The sequence below is a fragment of the Pseudoalteromonas sp. MBR-15 genome, from assembly GCF_053628915.1.
The window spans coordinates 308,788-326,469 of the sequence record NZ_JBRJHH010000001.1 but is presented as its reverse complement, the minus strand read 5'-3'; the positions used below and the strand labels follow the sequence as shown (position 1 = coordinate 326,469).

General features: G+C 41.3%; 20 protein-coding genes. 3 read left to right on the top strand and 17 right to left on the bottom strand.

Features of this window, described 5'->3' with window-relative positions:
• Positions 1 to 53: 53 nt before the first annotated feature.
• The 15 genes from ACSSVW_RS01330 to ACSSVW_RS01260 form a co-directional block, all read right to left on the bottom strand.
• The gene (locus ACSSVW_RS01330) at positions 54 to 329 is read right to left on the bottom strand and encodes an HU family DNA-binding protein (RefSeq protein ID WP_036972004.1); all 276 of its coding nucleotides are present in this window, start codon (positions 327 to 329) and stop codon (positions 54 to 56) included.
• Positions 330 to 534: 205 nt separating this feature from the next.
• Complete coding sequence (locus tag ACSSVW_RS01325; protein ID WP_036972006.1) at positions 535 to 1,068, bottom strand: DUF3833 domain-containing protein; 534 nt, start codon at positions 1,066 to 1,068, stop codon at positions 535 to 537.
• Complete coding sequence (locus tag ACSSVW_RS01320; protein WP_421420334.1) at positions 1,061 to 1,558, bottom strand: chalcone isomerase family protein; 498 nt, start codon at positions 1,556 to 1,558, stop codon at positions 1,061 to 1,063. The genes ACSSVW_RS01325 and ACSSVW_RS01320 overlap by 8 nt, the downstream gene beginning before the upstream one ends.
• A 56-nt stretch (positions 1,559 to 1,614) precedes the next feature.
• Positions 1,615 to 2,058, bottom strand: a complete 444-nt coding sequence (locus tag ACSSVW_RS01315) for a DUF2878 family protein (protein WP_454178674.1) — start codon at positions 2,056 to 2,058, stop codon at positions 1,615 to 1,617.
• 28 nt (positions 2,059 to 2,086) lie between these two features.
• Positions 2,087 to 3,349, bottom strand: coding sequence for an SAM-dependent methyltransferase (locus tag ACSSVW_RS01310; RefSeq protein WP_075593257.1), 1,263 nt, complete (start codon positions 3,347 to 3,349; stop codon positions 2,087 to 2,089).
• Between the two features lie 14 nt (positions 3,350 to 3,363).
• Entirely contained in the window at positions 3,364 to 4,104 is a 741-nt protein-coding gene (locus ACSSVW_RS01305; protein WP_454178673.1) for a DUF1365 domain-containing protein, read from the bottom strand.
• On the bottom strand, positions 4,097 to 5,353 hold the full coding sequence (locus ACSSVW_RS01300) for an NAD(P)/FAD-dependent oxidoreductase (RefSeq protein ID WP_454178672.1): 1,257 nt from the start codon (positions 5,351 to 5,353) through the stop codon (positions 4,097 to 4,099). The genes ACSSVW_RS01305 and ACSSVW_RS01300 overlap by 8 nt, the downstream gene beginning before the upstream one ends.
• Positions 5,350 to 6,060, bottom strand: coding sequence for an SDR family NAD(P)-dependent oxidoreductase (locus ACSSVW_RS01295; RefSeq protein WP_182396524.1), 711 nt, complete (start codon positions 6,058 to 6,060; stop codon positions 5,350 to 5,352). Before ACSSVW_RS01295 ends, ACSSVW_RS01300 begins: the two co-directional genes overlap by 4 nt.
• Entirely contained in the window at positions 6,060 to 6,488 is a 429-nt protein-coding gene (locus ACSSVW_RS01290) for a nuclear transport factor 2 family protein (protein ID WP_036972020.1), read from the bottom strand. The genes ACSSVW_RS01295 and ACSSVW_RS01290 overlap by 1 nt, the downstream gene beginning before the upstream one ends.
• 1 nt (position 6,489) lies before the next feature.
• Positions 6,490 to 7,881 carry a deoxyribodipyrimidine photo-lyase gene (gene phrB, locus ACSSVW_RS01285; RefSeq protein ID WP_454178671.1) on the bottom strand — a complete coding sequence of 464 codons (1,392 nt, stop codon included), beginning with the start codon at positions 7,879 to 7,881 and terminating at the stop codon, positions 6,490 to 6,492.
• Entirely contained in the window at positions 7,881 to 8,834 is a 954-nt protein-coding gene (locus ACSSVW_RS01280) for a YbgA family protein (protein ID WP_036972023.1), read from the bottom strand. The genes phrB and ACSSVW_RS01280 overlap by 1 nt, the downstream gene beginning before the upstream one ends.
• A gap of 10 nt (positions 8,835 to 8,844) precedes the next feature.
• Complete coding sequence (locus ACSSVW_RS01275; RefSeq protein WP_454178670.1) at positions 8,845 to 9,495, bottom strand: ChrR family anti-sigma-E factor; 651 nt, start codon at positions 9,493 to 9,495, stop codon at positions 8,845 to 8,847.
• Positions 9,488 to 10,111, bottom strand: a complete 624-nt coding sequence (locus ACSSVW_RS01270; RefSeq protein ID WP_036972027.1) for a sigma-70 family RNA polymerase sigma factor — start codon at positions 10,109 to 10,111, stop codon at positions 9,488 to 9,490. Before ACSSVW_RS01270 ends, ACSSVW_RS01275 begins: the two co-directional genes overlap by 8 nt.
• 62 nt (positions 10,112 to 10,173) lie before the next feature.
• The gene (locus ACSSVW_RS01265; protein WP_182396522.1) at positions 10,174 to 10,752 is read right to left on the bottom strand and encodes an LON peptidase substrate-binding domain-containing protein; all 579 of its coding nucleotides are present in this window, start codon (positions 10,750 to 10,752) and stop codon (positions 10,174 to 10,176) included.
• Between the two features lie 219 nt (positions 10,753 to 10,971).
• The gene (locus ACSSVW_RS01260) at positions 10,972 to 11,250 is read right to left on the bottom strand and encodes a hypothetical protein (protein ID WP_051501856.1); all 279 of its coding nucleotides are present in this window, start codon (positions 11,248 to 11,250) and stop codon (positions 10,972 to 10,974) included.
• A gap of 258 nt (positions 11,251 to 11,508) precedes the next feature.
• On the opposite strand from ACSSVW_RS01260, the gene trhA reads away from it, so the two are divergent.
• A complete protein-coding gene (trhA, locus tag ACSSVW_RS01255; RefSeq protein WP_454178669.1) occupies positions 11,509 to 12,138 on the top strand; it encodes a PAQR family membrane homeostasis protein TrhA in 630 nt (209 codons plus the stop codon).
• A 34-nt stretch (positions 12,139 to 12,172) separates the two neighbouring features.
• Here the strand turns inward: trhA and ACSSVW_RS01250 are convergent, their stop codons facing one another.
• Together ACSSVW_RS01250 and ACSSVW_RS01245 are read right to left on the bottom strand one after the other, a co-directional pair.
• Entirely contained in the window at positions 12,173 to 12,481 is a 309-nt protein-coding gene (locus ACSSVW_RS01250; RefSeq protein WP_454178668.1) for an MGMT family protein, read from the bottom strand.
• On the bottom strand, positions 12,465 to 13,376 hold the full coding sequence (locus ACSSVW_RS01245; protein WP_065979037.1) for a LysR family transcriptional regulator: 912 nt from the start codon (positions 13,374 to 13,376) through the stop codon (positions 12,465 to 12,467). The genes ACSSVW_RS01250 and ACSSVW_RS01245 overlap by 17 nt, the downstream gene beginning before the upstream one ends.
• A gap of 117 nt (positions 13,377 to 13,493) precedes the next feature.
• On the opposite strand from ACSSVW_RS01245, the gene ACSSVW_RS01240 reads away from it, so the two are divergent.
• Both ACSSVW_RS01240 and ACSSVW_RS01235 read left to right on the top strand, forming a co-directional pair.
• Complete coding sequence (locus tag ACSSVW_RS01240) at positions 13,494 to 14,579, top strand: efflux RND transporter periplasmic adaptor subunit (protein WP_118844866.1); 1,086 nt, start codon at positions 13,494 to 13,496, stop codon at positions 14,577 to 14,579.
• The gene (locus tag ACSSVW_RS01235) at positions 14,579 to 17,650 is read left to right on the top strand and encodes an efflux RND transporter permease subunit (protein WP_454178667.1); all 3,072 of its coding nucleotides are present in this window, start codon (positions 14,579 to 14,581) and stop codon (positions 17,648 to 17,650) included. The genes ACSSVW_RS01240 and ACSSVW_RS01235 overlap by 1 nt, the downstream gene beginning before the upstream one ends.
• The last annotated feature ends 32 nt before the right edge of the window (positions 17,651 to 17,682 follow it).

Below are 17,682 nucleotides of genomic sequence, written 5' to 3'. Positions count from 1 at the left end.
ACACAAAAAAAGGGCTACTAGCCCTTTTTTTAATTAATAAGTACTTATTCTTATTAAGGATTAACTTGGTCTTTAAGACCTTTACCCGCTTTAAAGCTTGGGATAGTTGCTGCTGCGATTTGGATTTCTGCACCAGTTTGTGGGTTACGGCCAGTACGCGCTGCACGCTCTTTTACCGAGAATGTGCCGAAACCAACTAATGCTACTGAGTTACCTTCTTTAAGAGAGTTAGTAACTGCGCCAGTGAATGCATCTAGTGCACGCGTTGCTGCCGCTTTTGAGATTTCTGCATCAGTAGCGATTTTTTCAACTAATTGAGCTTTATTCATTGTTAGATTCCTATTCGTTATTATTTTGCCTTCGCAAAACCTATCTTTATGCATTTTTGAAAAGTTAGCAACAGCAAATTGCTATTTTTACGTAAATTATTCAAAAATGGCTACATTTTAACTGTCTATCACTAACTTAGTGACATCAGGATTAATAAAGACTGAATTTAACCATCTTCCAAAAGGTTTTATGACAGCTAAACGATCATTCGATTTTCTCGATAACCAAGGTTACTTCCCCAACCTCGACACCAAACTTATCAATAGCGGTACGGTTAATCAAGCGCGATTGTGTTACCAAGTACATCCAATCATCGAAGTTTACAACTAAAGTACTATCGTTATAAGGAAGTTCTACCGAGTAAGTCCAATGAAACACACTGCCGTTACTATCCCCTTTCGCTTCACCCACTACATCTGAAGCGGTACCTGAAATACTCCCGTCATCATTTAGAGTGATATACCAAGTGCGAGTTTGCGTTTCCCCATCGTCATAAACAAACTGCTCATCAATCACCCCTTGATTGCCTTGCCAGCTTGCTTGCATATCAACAACTAACTTACGCGTTAACTCGCCCTTGTGGTCTTGAACAACGCCGTACGCTTTAAGTTCACCACTGAAGAAACGTTTAAAGTTAAATTCTGGCTCTGTCCCTTTATAATAATCAACATCAGGGGCTGAACAACTCGCGACTAAAAATACCATAGCTGAAATGAACATTGCTTTGAGCTTAATCATGTTTCCCTCCTATAAGCTGTTTTCTGAGTGAAGGCTCTGTTGTGTCGGCACTAAGCCAAATTGCTAAAAAATTATCAGCAAACCTTTCATCTTCAATAGCACCGAGTTTTTCGTTGTTGAAGTAAAAAGTTCCGATTCCCTGTTGGTTTGTTTCAAATGACAAGGAATCGTTTTCTTTTATATCTGGCCATAAATCAAGTAATTGAGTATCAAAGGCACCAACCATTTCATCAAAGCCCAAATGCTGCCATTGCTCATTAGTGGCCTTAACAATATCTTTTGCCGAAAAATCTCGCAGATACGTTAAAGTGAGTTTGGTTGGGTGCTGGCCAAAAACATAGTGTCCTGTGGGCGTTTCTAGTTTTGCGTTATACACATCCCAAAACAAGTATTCCATTTTTGCTTGGCCTACAGTTTTGAAACCTGTAGCGTTAGCGTTTGTCATTAATACCAGTGAGGAAAATAGGAGTAATGCGAGTCTGTATTTCATTGTTCTATACCTTAAAACATATCTTGTAGACACTACGCATCACAGGGGCTAAGTGATCATTTTGAGGTTAAATAGCGTTTGTTTATGACAATAAGTGCCATGAACATCGAGGCCCAACTAATGCCATAACACAACCAGAACATCCAAAGCGATATATCGATGTTTAAAACACCAAAACGCGCCCCTGCATAATAGCTACCCGGTGCAAAAAGAGCGCATACAAGCCACCCTAAATACCATGGAAGCTTTTGTAGAAACTGCATTGAAGTATTGATGGTTAAAAGCAATGCTCCCCAAAGGAGTACCAGCCAAAATGGAAAGGGGTAGACTTTAAAACTCAGTAAGTTTAAGGATGTCGCAAGCCATTCAAAGCCTAACGCAAGGGGCAGGCCACACACTAGAAGCAAAAGGTCTTGCTTGCGTTGCTCGGAAAGATAGATCATCAATCCAACAACGCCTAAAGCTGGAATAATGGCTTGTTGCTCAAGGAGTAAGGCCATAAACCACACTCCCTGAAACAACACGAAATTAATAATTGAGCGCAATGTCATCGCCTGAGTGAACAAAACGAGGTCGACGAGCAACCAAATGAACCGTGCTAATCGAACGCGTTCTGAACGCGCCTTCGCAATAAGCCAAATAAAATAGCCACAAACGATAGAAGCGTTGATCAAATTTTACTTTATCGATTTCAGGCCAGCTTGCCACAAAGCGTTCACGCCAGTCAGCCAACGTTCTGGCGTAATGCACCCCAATGTCTTTAACACTGTGAACAACCATGTCAGTTTGCTGTTTAATTTGCTTGTTCATTTCATCTAAGCATGGCAAACAACCGCCGGGGAAAATATACTGCTGTATAAAATCTGAGTTCTTTAAGTAATGGCTATAGCGTTGATCCGCAATTGTGATCGCTTGTATTAGCATTGCCCCATTAGCTTTTAACAGTGACTGACACTTAGCAAAAAAGCCAGGCAAATACTCGTGACCCACAGCTTCAATCATCTCAATAGAGACAAGCTTATCGTAGCGGCCTTCAAGGAGACGATAATCGTGTTTAAGCAACGTTATTTTGTGCTCTAAATTTAATTCTTTTATTTTTTCTGCAACATAATCATGCTGCTCATCAGAAATAGTGGTGGTTGTGACATGGCAATCAAAATGCGTTGCAGCATAGATAGCAAATGCCCCCCACCCGGTTCCAATCTCAATGACCTTATCGCCAGGTTGCAAGTCGACTTGCTCACATATAAGTGCGAGTTTGTGTGTTTGTGCTTGTTCTAGCGTCGCTGCTTTCGATGGATACACCGCGCATGAATAAAGCATTTCGTCACTTAAAAATGCGCTGTATAAATCATTGCCTAAATCGTAATGCGCTGCGATGTTCTTTTTAGAACCCGATGCAGAGTTTTTGTTTTTTAAGTGATTGACTCGGTGAGCAATGCCACTTAAAAAAGCGAATTTTTTTTCAAAAGCGTCTAGTTTGTCTTGGTTGAGGGCAAATATTTCGATGAGTTGCGTTAAGTTATCACAATCCCAATACCCTAAAATATACGCTTCACCAGCCCCCACACTGCCCGACATGGCAAACATTTTATACATTGCGGCGTCATTTACTGTCACCGTAACACTGAGCGAACTGTGTGGATTACCAAACTGTTCGCGCTCGTTGCCATCAATTAATGTGATGCAGCCTATGTCGATACTGCTGAACGCACCTGTCACCAGTTTCTTATAAATTTTTGACAACCAACCTGTTGTAGAGGATTGCGTTAAATTTGATACTTTTTCCATCACATCACCTAATTTTAATTCTCTTGCTTGCCTGAGTGACCAATAAAGGGCACACGTTTGCAAAATAGTTTCAGCGCATGAATGTAAATACCTTTAAAAATACTCAACGTCATCGCTGGAAACTGTTTCAGCACGGCACTAACCTGCTCTTTAGTCAGGGCTTGCCTTTGCAAACGAAGTGTTGCATCAAACAAAAGAGTGTCGTCTTTTTTATTTTCAATATGAATCATAGCGTTATCAGAATTAAGTCTGACATTCCAATGATAGTTCATATCTAAGTTCATGAAAGGTGATACGGAGAAAACCTTTTTAAAGTTCACTTTTTTTTCTAAAGGTACGACATAATAATGACGTTCATTCCACGGCGTGTTACTCACTTCTGCAAGCATGTGTGTAAAATTGCCATCGGGGGTTTGATAAAAGAAAAAATTTACGGGGCTGAAGTAAATGCCAAAACAGCGCATTTGCCCCAGCATATAAACATGGCTAAACGTTGTGTTAACCCCCAGTTCTGCAAGCTTATCCAGTGCGCGTTGCTGCAATGATAACTGCATGTTGGTTTGATAGTTAAAATAATCGTTTTGTTTAAACTTTAATAGTTTAAAGCCATTACAACCAAGCCAAGGATGAATATTATTCAGCTCCTCTGGCTTGGCTAAATCGACCCACATCATGTAGAGCGGGTATTTAAAGTGATGCTCTTTTACTGCAAAACGCCGATGTCGAACATCACCAATGTAAATAGCACTATTCAAACTCAACTCCGAGTTGTTTAGCAACATTCACGGCACTTCTTACACCATCTTCATGAAAACCATTGTACCAATAGGCACCGCAGAAATAGCTGTTTTTATGGCCATCTATCAGCGCTTTTTTCTGCTGGGCAGCAATAGATTCTTTGTTAAAGACAGGATGGTGATAGATAAATTCGCGTAAGATTTTGTCTTTGTTAATTCCCTCTAAGTGGTTCAAGGTCACACAGAATTGTGGTTTACTTTCAATTCCTTGCAAAATATTCATTTGGTAAGTAACCACAGCAGCTTTGTCTGTGTTGTTATTAAGCAAATAATTCCAACTTGCCCAGGCAGCCTTACGTTTAGGAAGCAAAGAGATATCGGTATGCAATACCACCGAATTCGCTGTGTATGGAATCGCAGAAAGTACCGCTTTTTCATCCTCAGTTGGGTCTAACAAGAGCTTTAAAGCTTGGTCTGAGTGACACGCAAAAACAACTTTATCAAACGTTTCGCTGTGACCGTCATCAAAATGAACATGGGCACACTCTTCACCACGCGATACAGAACTAATATTACTGTTAAGACGAATTTTGTCTGCAAAACCTTTAATCATTGGCTTGATATATTCACGAGACCCTCCCGGAATAACATACCACTGAGGGCGGTTGGTAATATCTAAAAGGCCATGGTTATAAAAGAACTTAACGAAGAACTCTGTTCCCACTTTGGTCATTTCTTTAATACTGGTCGACCAAATTGCAGCTCCCATAGGCAGGATGTAGTGGTAACGAAAAAATTCGTTAAAATCATGCTCATCTAAAAACTCGCCTAGCGTTTGGTTAGGTTGATAATTTTGCTCTGCATGTAACGCCTTACACACATCATTAAAACGCACGATGTCTTTGAGTAGTTTCCAAAACTTAGGACGAAAGATATTTCGCTTTTGTGCAAATAAACTAAAAAAAGTGTGGCCATTGTATTCAAAGCCTGTTTGTTCGTTATGCACACTAAAACTCATTTGCGTTTTTTGTCGTTGCACACCCAATCGGTCGAGCAATTTTTCAAAGTATGGATAGGTTCTATCATTAAACACAATAAAGCCTGTATCAACGGCATAATCAACACCGTCAACGTTGACATCAATTGTGGCAGTGTGACCGCCTATATAGTCATTTTTTTCGAACACTGTTACATCATAATGTTTATGAAGTAGGTGAGCACAGCTTAAACCAGCTATACCCGACCCAATTACGGCCACTTTTTTCAACGTGATAATCCTTTTGCAAGCTTCAGCCATAATGGCGTAGGAAGCATTCGTAATAATTTTAAAATGAGGGTAAATCGATAAGGGAAATGCACTTCCTTACGTCGTTTTTCAACCCCTTTGTATATGTAATTAGCTGCTTTTTCTGCGCTAACCGCCATGGGCATAGGAAAGTCGTTTTTATCTGTTAAAGGCGTTTTCACAAATCCGGGATGAACCAAGGTCACGTCTACATCATTTAAATCAACAGCAAGGCTGTTGGCCAAATAACTGACTCCCGCCTTAGAGGCGCCATAGGCTTGGCTTCGTGGCAAGGGTAAATATGTAACGCTTGAACTGACAATGACCAACTGGCCACCCGGCTTAATTTTTGGCAGCAAGGCCTCTAAGCAGTAGCCCATGCTTAATAAGTTTGTTGTTACAACGCGGGTAAATAATGCACTGTCGAAATTACGCGCATCATCAATATATTCACAATTTCCTGCGTTTAATATAACGCGATCAAATTGTGTGTAGGCCACGGTGCTTGAACGAATGTCTTGCAAGTTTGTGGCATCAAACTCACAACGTTCAATGTTGCTGTGGGCACTTAATTTAGCAAGCTTGTCGGTGTTACGACCACAGGCTATAACCTGCTCGCCAGCATCTGCGTATTTATACGCAAGCGCTTCACCTATGCCAGATGTCGCGCCTGTAATTAGTGTTGTCATTATGCACTCGCTCTTTTATCAATGAAACGAACTGCTGAACCAAGTAACGGAATGTGTCTGTACAGTAAGGCACCCGCATCGAAATAATCGCGATGTTGGATAATTTTTTCGTTAGAAAAAACGAGCCGACTGTGCCCTTCCACCGCTATTTTTTTACCTTTGTTTAATTTTGGATGACGGTAAAACATTGTCCAATAAATAAAGGCTTTGTTGGTCGTGTGCTCGACATCAGTGATGTTAAATTCACAGGAAATAACATTAGCGTACAAATTTTTAAAATAGCCGTGTAAAGCGGCTAAACCATCCACTGCATGAAGGGGGTCTGAAAACTGGATATCTTGATGGTAGATTTCATCAAGCAGATGCAAATTGTCTTTATTGAGTGTTTGATAAACATTAATAAATCTGTCAAGGGTCGCCTTGTCCATATCACACCTTAAACGCGTTCAACGCACGCTCTCGCGCCGCTTTATGATCAACTATTGGAGACCAATAACTGCTTTTACTTCCCTGTTTAGCTAAGTAGTCATGTGGGAAGTGAATGTGTTTCGCAGGTATTTTTTCCAACTCTGGTAGATATTTACGGATAAACTCACCATCTGGATCAAAGCGCTCGCTTTGGGTAATTGGATTAAAAATACGAAAATAAGGTTGTGCATCACACCCTGTGCTAGCAGCCCATTGCCATCCACCATTGTTTGACGCCAGATCGCCATCAATCAAGTGTTTCATAAAAAAGCGTTCGCCTTTGCGCCAATCAATAAGGAGGTGCTTAGTTAAGAAACTAGCAACCACCATTCGCAACCGGTTATGCATCCAGCCGGTTTGCAATAATTGTCGCATTGCTGCATCCACAAGCGGATAGCCGGTTTTACCTTCACACCACGCATTAAAGTCATGTTCGTCGTCGCGCCATGCTACCGCATCGTATTTATCGTTAAAGTTGGCGTATTTACTCAAATTTGGATAAATCGCGATCAGGTGACGATAGAACTCGCGCCAAATCAACTCGTTTACCCAGCAAAACAGACTACTTTTAGCATTTTTCAATACATCGGGATGACGCTGCTGAATGAGCGCCAGCAACTGATGAACACTAATAATGCCCAGCGCTAAATAAGGGCTTAAACCTGAGGTGCCTTTAATACTTGGGATATCACGTTGTTCCTGATACGTACCAAGCTTTTCGTCGATAAAGCGTGCACATACATGGCTTAGCGTTTCATCATCAACCGGCCATTTTTCGGAGCTGCCGTCAGAGGTTAATAATTCATTTTCTTGCCACTGAACTGCAGATGGCATATTAGGAGGCTCGGCAAAATAAAAATGCGTATCTTGAAACTGCTTTAACCACGCATTTTTGAAAGGCGTGAACACTTTAAACATCTCGCCACTTTGGTTTTTAATACTGCCTGGTGGGGCAATAACATCACCATCATAGCTGTAAAAATGTACATCTAGCGCATCAGCTTTAGCTAAAAATGCATTATCTCGTTCAACTTCATTGAGTTCGTATTCATTATTTGCATAAACACTTTCAATAGAATGCTGTTGGCAAAACGCAGAGAGCTTATCAACACACCCCGAATAATCGTGTGCATCAATAAGGTGTAATGTAATGCCTTTGTCTGCTAAAAGTTGCCCTAAAAATGCTAAACGGCGCTTTAATAAATCAATCTGAATAGGTGCTACATCATGTTGTTGCCATTGTTTTTCGGTTATAAAAAACACCGCATCTTGGCATCCATTGTCGATAGCGCGATATAAAGCGTCGTTATTAAAAAGGCGCAAATCGCGCCTAAACCAAAATAATGTCTTCATTAAATTCCGTAGCGTAATTTTAGTTCGTTCGGGTAAGGGTCAAAATAGACTTGCTTTGCAAGGTATTCATTGGGATGTATTTTTAGATGGTGCTTAATTAAGGTAAGCGGTACGTACAAAGGAACAAGTCCTTTTCGATACTCATCAATCGCATCGCGAAGCTCTTGCTTTTCAATTTTGGTGAGCGACTTTTTAAAATACCCCTGCAAGTGCATTAAGGTATTGGCATTGTTTTTTCGCGAAGCAGGTTTCTTTAATGCGGTCATTAGTCCCAAAATGTACTCATTCGCAAGCGCATTAATATCTTCGCCATCAAACGTGCCCAGTAAGTTACCCAAGTTTCGATACGCCTCGTAATTATGAGCCATCAGCAAATATTTATATTGCGCATGAAACTGCGTTAAACGGTGCACAGTAATGGGTTGCTCATTAAGCGTTTGCCAATGTTTGTAGGTGTAGACCCGCATGACAAAGTTTTCACGCAGGTGCATATCGTTTAAGCGACCGTTTTCTTCACAGGGTAGTAGCGGGTTGTGAGCCATAATTTGCTCAGCAAAAAAACCAACGCCCTCAGAAGTATTTCCGGTACCCGCTTCATTGTAAATTTTAATCCGTTCCATGCCACAGCTTGGGCTTTTAGCACAAAACACAAAACCGCTTAACTCAGCAGTTTGTTCTGTTGCCACGCGCTTACCATACTCGGTCAGTTTAGGGCCAACATCGCCCGTGCCATCTGGTCGACATACTTTTATCGTGTCACCAACACGCACTTGGCGAATGGTCGGTCGCGGTATTGGCAAACCAACCGCGACTTCAGGGCAAAACTTTTTATACTCGACATGATTAGCTAACTCATCCATGCAAAAGTTTGATTTTTTGTGACCACTATCAAAACGCACTTTATCGCCTGCTAAGCAAGCACTAATACCTATTTTTATTGTCGATTGCAGCATAAAGTTCCTACTAATAAATCAAATTACCAATTGGATTAAGTAATTTGCTGATACCCTTGTTAAAGTGTAGAGCACTGCTCACCACCGTAAAACATAAGCACCCTTGCGCCGTTTTAGGCGTATGATTATGACGCCCATCAAGCATCATAAAATCTCCAGGTACGTAACTGCCTTCTTCATCACTAAACTCACCCTCTAGTAGTAAGGTTAGCTCAAATCCAGTATGTGTGTGCTCTGGAATTTCACCCCCTGCATCAATATGTAAAAGACTGGCTCTTAAAGCACCGTCGTCTATGTCAATGCGTGAGCGCGCCAACTTACCAAGTTGCATAAAGTTACTGTGACCAATACGTGTTAAGGCGCGAGGCAATGTGTAAGTTTTGTCTTTAACATCAACCGTAATGGGGGCTTGCTCGTAAATTTCGTCGATTGCATCGTCTGCCGTAATTGCATCGAATAAGCCTGCATCAAATGAATCTTCACTATCAGCATCAAATCCTGCAAATACATTATCAGCCTGTTTGGCTTCGAGTGCTGCAATCTCTTTTTTACACACGGGGCACATTTCAACATGAATAGCGACAGCGATACTCAACGATGCTGGCAAATTGCCTTCGCAGAACTGCATGAGAATGTCGTTAGAAGGATGGTGCTTAATCATGTTGGTCTCCCATTTCGTTGCGTAACTTCTGCAAGGCCAAGCGAAGACGAGACTTCACTGTACCTACGGGAATATTTAAATGCTCTGCAAGTTGTTCTTGCGACATATCTTGAAAATACACCCCACGTACAACTTCACGTTGCGCCTGAGGCAGCTTGTTAAGGTACTGCTTAATTTGTTTGTCTTCTAAATGGTCGCTAAATTCGTGTTGACCCGGAGTCGCTTCATCAATAAGTGGCCAAATATCTTCGCTGATACACTCTTCTCTACTGCTTTTCATTTTTCTTAGCATGTCGAAAGAAGCATTGCGCATCACGGTATAAACCCATGTCGTTGCGGCCCCTTTGTCCTTGTGATAGAGATGTGCCTTGCGCCAAACTGAAGTAAGCGTTTCTTGCACAAGCTCCATCGCTTGCGCTTCAGAGCCAAATTGTTTAATTCCAAAGCGCTTTATTTTTGGCGAAAAATATTGGAACAACAGCGCAAACGCCCGTTTATCGCGGTGCGTTGCAACTGCAAATAATGCATCTGCAAGCTCTTTGCTTGGTGTATCTGGCATGGCAGTGAATTGACCTGTGTTAGGTTTACAACCTGTTTGAAGTTGTTGACTTACCATTTTAATGTCATCCAATTATTGTCGTTACGTACATTACGCAGATCGACAACAAACAGATCACATTAATCAGTAAATTCGGTATTAATCAAAGTATGGAGGAAACTTAGCAAATTTTCAAAGTTAGATTTAAAGGCAAGTTGTTGTTTTTTAACTAGTGAAATGGGTAATATTTCGAGCCAACGCGCAGCAACCCACGCAAGGTTATCAAATTGAGGGGCTTTATAGAGTGCAGCTAAATCAGGTTGATTCGCAAATACAGCTTGCAACGTATGGCTTAGCAATAAGTTTTCATCGGTGACGACTGATTTTACATACCAGCTCGGTTTCGACACGCGCTCAACATCAGCATGACGAAGTTCTTGTTTATCATAAAATGGTTGATTGATAGACACGGCATGCTCTGCATACACATCAATGAGTAACTGCCCGCTATCATCTTGATTAAAATCGGTTATTTGCATCATACAACCGAACTCAGGCAGATTAAGCTCTGTGTCGTGTTGGTATGTGCAAAGCACAAATCCGGTGTTGTCTTTAACAGCTTCTTTTACCATGGTTAAGTAACGCTGTTCAAAGATTCTTAGCTTTGTGTACCCTTCAGGTAAAATAAAAACCGGTAAAGGAAAAATCGCACGCTTCATAAAGTCTACTATCAAAAAACCACATGCCTTTAGTTACGTGCGCTTTTAGTCCGCCGATCAATATTTCATGAAATCTTAATTCTATTTCCTATCCTAAAAGTTGAACCATTGTGCAACATTACGAAATAACTCGATTGATGCATACGCACTGAGTAAACTCAACACAGGTGCAACCATTAGTAAAAATAAGCTGATTTCACTACTCATTGTCCTGCCTCCTTACTGCTTGTTAGTTACTTCAGATGTTTTTGCAGCCAACGTTACGGCTTCTTTTGAAGCGGTATCCGCATCACCCATGTAACTTTCAAGTAATTTTTGAGCATCAAACTCAATGCTTTTATTCACACTTTGCTTAAGCTCTATACTTGCTTGTTGAACATAGCTCTTAATGGTTTGTGTGATGGTGTTACTAATGTCTAATTCAAAGTCAGTAGCACTTGCTTGAGCAGACCCTAATACAAGTAACGCAGCAGTCGTAAGTTTTAGTGAGTTATTCATAATGATATTCCTTGTCTCTTTAAGTAATTAGTCGTAATTACATAATCAAAGGTTGTGCCATCATGAAAATAATTTATAAGAACTTGTTTTTAAATAAATTTTATAGATTATTTATTTTTACACTTATTCAGCATTGGTTAATAAAACCAATGAAATTTACTTTTTTAACCAACTTTTAGTGAAAAAATAAGCGTTGATAATTTCAGCGTACACTTGTACACTTAAATTGTTTTTTAATTCATTTTTATTAGATGGTCTATGACAACTGCGTTTCCTTATTCACGCCAAGAAGAACAACTTAATGTGCTCACACATGGCTTAGGTGTCCTATTTTCTGTGTATGTACTGTGGGACTTAGTGTCACAATCAAACGCAATATCAGCCACCGTGAGTGCTGTTGTGTATGGCTCAAGCTTATTGGTACTTTTTTTAGCCTCAACGCTCTACCACGCAAGTACAAAAGAGCGCCTGCGTGCTATTTATAAAAAGTGTGACCACTGTGCAATTTACTTACTGATTGCGGGTACCTACACGCCTTATTTAGTTATTTCGTTGTCGGGCGCGTGGGCAGTGGCCGCATTAGTGTTTATTTGGTCTTTAGCCATTGGCGGGGTAATTTATAAGTTGCTTGTAAAGCATACCAATAAAAAAATATCGCTCACAACATACTTATTGATGGGTTGGTTTGCACTTGCTCTTGTTTACCCTTTATATTTGAATCTTGACCCAAATGCGTTGTGGTGGTTACTCGCAGGCGGCATTGCTTATAGCTTGGGAACTTTCTTTTACAGCGCTAAAACGCGACATTACAGTCACGCTATATGGCATGTATTTGTACTTATCGGCTGCGTATGCCACTACCTATCTATTAGTTTATACGTGTATTGAGGCGGGTTTATATATTTATAGCAGGCGTAGTGGCTTAGTCCAATTGATGTATACGCATATTAATTTTTGACTTGTTAAAGGTGACACCCTCTATTATCAGTTTTTGACGTTGCTCACGGTGTTTAGGTGTGCCTTCAGGGAAGGATATTTTGCCCTGACTATTGACCACCCGATGCCATGGAATTTTAGAATCGCTTGGCATCATTTTTAATAATCGTCCCACCAGTCTTGCATTATTAGGATAACCAGCAAGACCAGCTACCAGCCCGTAGCTGGCTACTTTTCCCTCTGGAATAGAGGCTATAACCGTATAAATGAGTTCTTCTTTAGTTGCTTGTTGCACGAATTGAATCCAAATACTGTTTACTTACTTCACTAAATGCCTGCCAAATAGCCCTCGCAACCGGGCCATGGTGCACGGAGTGCTGTCTAAATACACGAATTTCTGCACCAAATTGGTGCTCTCGATCTGTAATTTTTATTTGCTGTAAAAGACCTGCTTCTATTTCACTTTGACAGTGCTGTAAACTGATCATTGCCCACCCTGCCCCAGAAAGCAAAAACGATTTAACACTGGTTATATCATCAATTTTCATCAAGGCAGACCCTAGCGTATAAGAGAGTCTGTCGCTATCAAAACTTAAGTCACTCTCAAACATTGCCAGACACGGGTAATTTTGAATGTCGGCAAAGCTAATTTCAGCTGGCACGACACCTGGCGCACTCACAATTCCAATGTCAAATTTACCAATGGGTAAACTTTCTAGATCACCCGTCGCATGAAACAAATCAAACCATGGGCCAATTCCTAAATCTGCTTGATGGCTATTTACTTGCTCTAGCGAAACAAAGCGTTTACCAGACGAAATACTAAACTCGGTGCTCGAAAAGCGCTTGAAAGTGTGGCTAATGACTTGGTTATAACTATGTTGATGACACAGCTGCTCATAACAAATTCGGTAATTAGCTTCATTACCGAGTGCAAGCTCTTTAGCTAACGAACTTAACTCACTGTTAGCATTAAGCAACTGACGCGCCTCTCGATAAAAAATACGCCCTTTTTCAGTCAAATGTAATCGGTAGTGTGCACGGTCTAATAACTCAAAGCCTAGTTCAGACTCTAGCTTCTTGATGGCAATTGTAAGGGCGGGTTGTGTTTTATGAAGCTTTACCGCCGCTTGGCTCAAACTAGAGCTTTGCACGATAGCATCTAAAATAATTAATTGATTTAAATTCATTAACCGCAAACCCTATTAATAAAATTAATGATGTTTCTAAAATTTAATAATTTTTATTTTATATCTTTGCAGCGTATCCTGCAGCAAATTTATGCTTTCATATCTATGGAGAAGACAATGAGATTGGCATCCGCCGTGTTATTCACCACTGTATTATGGTCACTTGCGGCATGTACAGAGCAAACTGCGCAAAGCAACGCTGAGCCGGTCATACGCCCTGTTAAACTTTTCAATACCAACAGTCAGTCAGATCAGGCTATTCGTAGTTTTCCTGCAGAAGTCGTTGCCAACCAAGGGTCTTACTTGGCCTTTAGGGTTAATGGGGAATTACTTGAGTTTCCTGCACTTGCTGGCCAACATGTTGAAAAAGGCCAACTTCTTGCCAAACTTGATCCAGAAGATTTTCAGCTTCAGTACGAAGAGCGAAAAGCACGTTTTGAGCTTGCTGACTCGCAACTTGAACGCGTTCAAAAACTATTTGATCGCTCCATCGCAAGCCAAGCAGAGCTAGACCAAGCACTGGCAAATAAGCAAGTGGCAGAGTCTGCTTTAAAAATTGCAAAAACCAATTTAGATAACAGTGAACTTCGCGCCCCTTTTGCGGGGACTGTGGCAAAAGTTTTTGTGAAGAACTTTGAAAATATCCAAGCAAAGCAAAACATATTACGTCTTGAAACCCGCGACTTAATGGATGTGGTTATCCAAGTGCCTGAAAAACTCATTGCACGCATTGATAAAGACGTTAACTACCAACCTGATGTTATTTTTGATGGCTACCCAGACAAGTCGTACCAACTCACCGTAAAAGAATTTGATACCCAAGCTGACCCAACCACCCTTACATACAAAGTGGTGTTTTCGCTGCCAGTGCCTGAAGACTTTAATCTTCTTGCGGGAATGACAGGCCGTGTTGATATTGATTTAAGCAAAATCACCCACTCACAATCAGCGTATATTCTGCTGCCTGTTGAGGCAGTGTTTTCAGAGCCAACAGAGTCTGAAAAAAATAATAGCTATGTATGGCTGTATGACGAAAACACCGGTTTAGTTCATAAAAAAGCGGTTAAAGTGGGCCAATTACACCGCAACGGTATTGAAGTGCTTTCAGGTATTGAGCAAGGTCAAATGGTGGTTGCTGCAGGTGTGCATTCCTTAGAGGAAGGCATGAAAGTACGTCCATGGCAAAAAGAGCGAGGCTTATAATGAGCTTTGCTGCACTTGCTATTGAGCGAAAAGTTATAAGCTGGATGTTCGCACTGTTTTTGCTAATAGGCGGCACCGTGGCTTATTTTGGTTTAGGGCAACTTGAAGACCCTGAGTTCACCTTGAAAAAAGCAATGGTGATCACTCTGTACCCAGGTGCCTCACCACAACAAGTTGAAGAAGAAGTTACTTTTCCAATTGAAAATGCAATTCAACAATTACCCTATGTTGATTATGTCACCAGTATTTCGTCGCCCGGTAAATCACAAATTACCGTTGAGATGAAAAGTAATTACCGCAAACAAGACCTTCGCCAAATTTGGGATGAATTGCGTCGTAAAATTAACGACCAAGCCGCCGCAATGCCTTCGGGTGTTTACCCAAGTAAAATTATGGATGATTTTGGTGATGTTTACGGTGTGATGTATGCCGTGACGGGTGATGGCTATTCGTATGATGAGTTAAAAGACTACGTTGATTATTTAAAACGTGAGTTAGTGCTGGTTGAGGGCGTAAGCAAAGTAACCGTTGGCGGTGAGCAACAAGCACAGGTAATGGTTGAAATTTCAACCCGAAAATTAGCACAATTAGGTATTTCGCCAGACCGTATTTACCAGCTTTTGCAAACCCAAAATAGTGTCTCTAACGCGGGGAAAGTACGGGTTGGCGATGAATCAATTCGTTTACACCCCACCGGTGAATTTAAAGACGTTAAAGAGCTTGAAAACTTATTAATTTCAAAGCCGGGTGAAAACGAGCTTATATATTTAGGTGATGTTGCAACGGTATTTAGAGAGTATGCAGAAGTACCAAACAACATTATTCGCTTTAATCAGCAGCAAGCACTCCTTGTAGGCGTGTCGTTCAGCACAGGTGTAAACGTGGTTGATGTGGGCGCTAAAATAGACGCGCATTTAGCATCGTTAGAATATCAACGCCCACACGGTATAGAAATTAATAGTGTTTATAATCAGCCAGCAGAAGTCGAAAAGTCTGTCAGTGGTTTTATTATTAGCTTACTTGAAGCCGTTGCTATCGTCATTGTGGTGTTGCTGGTATTTATGGGCTTTAAAAGCGGTGTACTAATAGGTGTCATTTTACTCCTAACCGTACTCGGCACCTTTATCTTTATGAAGCTGTTTGCCATTGATTTACAGCGGATTTCGCTCGGCGCTCTGATCATTGCGCTCGGTATGCTGGTTGATAACGCGATTGTTGTTACCGAAGGTATTCTTATTAATTTAAAGCGCGGGCAAACTAAACTACAAGCTGCAACCAATATTGTTGATCAAACTAAATGGCCATTATTGGGTGCAACCGTGATTGCGGTTACTGCATTTGCCCCAATTGGTTTAAGCTCGGATGCCAGTGGTGAGTTTGCAGGTAGCTTATTTTGGGTGTTGTTTATTTCGTTATTACTCAGTTGGATTACGGCGATTACACTCACGCCTTTCTTTGCTGACTTAATGTTTAAACAAGCTACGGAAAAACAGCCTCACCACGATGAAGACCCTTATCAAGGTATCATATTCAATGTGTATAAAGGTGTTTTGCATTACGCAATGCGTTACCGTAAAACCACCTTATTGCTCATGGTGATCATGCTCGTTAGTGCGGTATTTGGCTTTAAGTTTATTAAGCAATCATTCTTTCCGGCCTCGAACACCCCCATGTTTTATGTCGATTACTGGCATACTCAAGGTGCCGATATTCATACCACGATGGACGGGGTAGCAAAACTTGAAGCGTTTCTACAAGCCGACCCTCTCGTTGAAGAAGTGACCACCACGGTTGGCCAAGGTGCTCCTCGCTTTATGCTGACATACGCGCCAGAAAAGTCATACCCAGCTTATGGACAGTTGATTATTCGTGTACAAGATCGTGAGGCCGTGACAGCCATGATCAAAAAAGTGCGCGACTACCAACATGAACATGTTCTCGATGCGCAGCTTAAAGTTAAACGCATGGAAATTGGGCCATCGACCGATGCAAAAATTGAAGCGCGCTTTTCAGGCGCTGATCCTGTCGTACTGCGTCAGCTCGCTAAGCAAGCAAAAGACATTCTTCATCAAGACGCTGGTGCCTTTAATATTCGTGATGATTGGCGTGCTCGCTCTAAACTTATTCGTCCGCAGTTCAACGAACAAAAAGCACGCCGTTTAGGGATTGCTAAGTCTGATCTTGATCAGCTTTTATTAACAAGCTTATCGGGTAAACAGGTCGGCGTGTATAAAGACGGCACGCAAATGCTGCCCATTATTGCACGCTCGCCTGCAGAAGAGCGGTTAAATGTCGAAAGCCTGCGCGACTTACAAATATACAGCCCTGTATTGGGAGTCTTTGTGCCAGTTACGCAAGTAGTTGATGACTTTGTTGTTGAATGGGAAGACAGTTTAATTATGCGCCGTGACCGAAAACGCACTATCACTGTCATGGCAGACCATGATGTGATTGGTGATGAAACACCTGCGAAGCTGTTTGCCCGTGTCCGCAAAGATATTGAAGCGATTGACCTGCCACACGGCTACGAGTTGCAATGGGGCGGTGAGTTTGAATCAGCAAGCAAAGCACAAAAAGCGATTTTTGGCTCATTACCGCTTGGTTACTTGGCAATGTTTGCAATTACTGTATTGCTGTTTAACTCAGTTAAAAAACCACTGGTTATTTGGGCCACAGTGCCTCTGGCAATCATTGGTGTATCGGCAGGTTTGTTATTAATGAATGCAGCGTTTAGCTTTATGGCACTGCTTGGTTTACTGAGCTTAAGTGGCATGTTGATTAAAAACGGCATCGTATTAGTGGATCAAATTAACCTCGAACTCGATAGCGGAAAAGAGCCCTATCAAGCCGTGTTTGATTCAGGCGTTAGTCGTGTGCGCCCAGTCGCTATGGCAGCGATCACGACTATTTTAGGAATGATCCCACTTTTATTTGACGTATTCTTCCAATCAATGGCGGTCACAATCATGTTTGGGCTTGGTTTTGCGACAGTACTGACGCTTATTGTCGTGCCAGTGCTTTATACACTGTTGTTTAAAATTAAAGTACCTAAACAACGCCACAGTAATTAAGTACTCTTGTATTTGTGCCTCCCCTGAAAGGA

Bases quoted from the DNA above. Each gene is read 5' to 3' on its own strand.
- ACSSVW_RS01330 (WP_036972004.1), bottom strand. From the start codon at position 329: ATGAATAAAGCTCAATTAGTTGAAAAAATCGCTACTGATGCAGAAATC.
- ACSSVW_RS01325 (WP_036972006.1), bottom strand. From the start codon at position 1,068: ATGATTAAGCTCAAAGCAATGTTCATTTCAGCTATGGTATTTTTAGTC.
- ACSSVW_RS01320 (WP_421420334.1), bottom strand. From the start codon at position 1,558: ATGAAATACAGACTCGCATTACTCCTATTTTCCTCACTGGTATTAATG.
- ACSSVW_RS01315 (WP_454178674.1), bottom strand. From the start codon at position 2,058: ATGGCCTTACTCCTTGAGCAACAAGCCATTATTCCAGCTTTAGGCGTT.
- ACSSVW_RS01310 (WP_075593257.1), bottom strand. From the start codon at position 3,349: ATGGAAAAAGTATCAAATTTAACGCAATCCTCTACAACAGGTTGGTTG.
- ACSSVW_RS01295 (WP_182396524.1), bottom strand. From the start codon at position 6,060: ATGACAACACTAATTACAGGCGCGACATCTGGCATAGGTGAAGCGCTT.
- ACSSVW_RS01290 (WP_036972020.1), bottom strand. From the start codon at position 6,488: ATGGACAAGGCGACCCTTGACAGATTTATTAATGTTTATCAAACACTC.
- phrB (WP_454178671.1), bottom strand. From the start codon at position 7,881: ATGAAGACATTATTTTGGTTTAGGCGCGATTTGCGCCTTTTTAATAAC.
- ACSSVW_RS01280 (WP_036972023.1), bottom strand. From the start codon at position 8,834: ATGCTGCAATCGACAATAAAAATAGGTATTAGTGCTTGCTTAGCAGGC.
- ACSSVW_RS01275 (WP_454178670.1), bottom strand. From the start codon at position 9,495: ATGATTAAGCACCATCCTTCTAACGACATTCTCATGCAGTTCTGCGAA.
- ACSSVW_RS01270 (WP_036972027.1), bottom strand. From the start codon at position 10,111: ATGGTAAGTCAACAACTTCAAACAGGTTGTAAACCTAACACAGGTCAA.
- ACSSVW_RS01265 (WP_182396522.1), bottom strand. From the start codon at position 10,752: ATGAAGCGTGCGATTTTTCCTTTACCGGTTTTTATTTTACCTGAAGGG.
- ACSSVW_RS01260 (WP_051501856.1), bottom strand. From the start codon at position 11,250: ATGAATAACTCACTAAAACTTACGACTGCTGCGTTACTTGTATTAGGG.
- trhA (WP_454178669.1), top strand. From the start codon at position 11,509: ATGACAACTGCGTTTCCTTATTCACGCCAAGAAGAACAACTTAATGTG.
- ACSSVW_RS01245 (WP_065979037.1), bottom strand. From the start codon at position 13,376: ATGAATTTAAATCAATTAATTATTTTAGATGCTATCGTGCAAAGCTCT.
- ACSSVW_RS01240 (WP_118844866.1), top strand. From the start codon at position 13,494: ATGAGATTGGCATCCGCCGTGTTATTCACCACTGTATTATGGTCACTT.
- ACSSVW_RS01235 (WP_454178667.1), top strand. From the start codon at position 14,579: ATGAGCTTTGCTGCACTTGCTATTGAGCGAAAAGTTATAAGCTGGATG.